Origin of the sequence: Microbacterium sp. ISL-103 (assembly GCF_018613995.1) — a bacterium.
Classification (GTDB): domain Bacteria; phylum Actinomycetota; class Actinomycetes; order Actinomycetales; family Microbacteriaceae; genus Microbacterium.
Genome location: NZ_JAGGPD010000538.1, coordinates 1 through 1,112, shown reverse-complemented (window position 1 = coordinate 1,112; position 1,112 = coordinate 1). Strand labels below are relative to the sequence as shown.

Genomic DNA, 1,112 nt, shown 5'->3' with positions numbered 1-1,112 from the left:
TTGAAGGTGCGTGTGGTGAACGTCGTGGATCTCATGCGCCTGCAGACCGAGGGGGAGCATCCGCATGGCCTCGGCGATCGAGAATACGACGCGATCTTCACCACGGACAGACCCGTGATTTTCGCCTACCACGGGTACCCGTGGCTGATCCATCGTCTGACATACCGTCGACACGGCCACGATCAGCTCCACGTCCGCGGGTACATCGAAGAAGGAACGACGACCACTCCGTTCGACATGGTGATGATGAACGACCTCGACCGCTTCCACCTCGTCATGGACGTGATCGACCATGTGCCCGGCCTCGGACCGCGTGAGGCTGTCCTGCGTCAGGAGATGCAGGACTCGCGCGTGCGAGCGAGGGCCTACACGCGGCTCCGCGGAGAAGACGCGCCGGAGATCAGGAACTGGGAATGGCGAGAGCCAGAGCCAGCGGCAAGTGGTGATGCCCGCTTGGAACAATGGTCGAAAGGAACAGGATTATGAGGACGGCAGAACGCATCGACGATCGAGATGTCCAGAGGGCCGTCTCTCAGGAGCTGCAATGGACACCGGGTCTCGATGACGCGGCGATCGGAGTGGCCGTGACAGATGGCTCGGTCGCCCTGTCGGGGCAGGTGAACAGCTACTCGGAGCGCCTCGCGGTGAAGCACGCGGCTCTCCGCGTCCGCGGCGTGAGTACCGTCGTCGACGATATGGTCGTGCGCCCAGTGCACGGCGCGCAGATCACCGACACCGACGTGGCCAGGGAAGTCGATCACGCCCTCCACGCCACCGCGAACGTGCCGAACACGGTCAAAGCGGTGATCGACGACGGCGAGGTCACGCTCATGGGAGAGGTCGAGTGGGACCACCAACGCCGGTCGGCGAAGCGCACAGTACAACACCTTCGCGGGGTCAGGAACGTCAACAGCCTGATCACGTTGAGCGCACGACCGTCAGCGGAAGACGCAACAGAGCGCATCCGTGGTGCCATACTTCGGAACGCGGCGGTGGATGCGAACGCGGTCTCTGTCGCGATCGAAGGGACCACGGCGATCCTCACCGGCACCGTGCGCTCCTGGCCGGAGAATAGTCAAGCGGCAGACGCTGACGGGGCCTCACCACACGTG

1 protein-coding gene and 1 pseudogene are annotated in these 1,112 nt (G+C 63.8%); both read left to right on the top strand.

The features are described from left to right. Window positions 1-486, top strand: a pseudogene (locus J7E68_RS17285) (phosphoketolase); the annotation flags it as partial. Next, window positions 462-1,112 (top strand): BON domain-containing protein (locus J7E68_RS17280; RefSeq protein WP_251049106.1); only part of this gene is annotated, 651 nt, incomplete at its 3' end. The pseudogene J7E68_RS17285 and the gene J7E68_RS17280, both read left to right, overlap by 25 nt.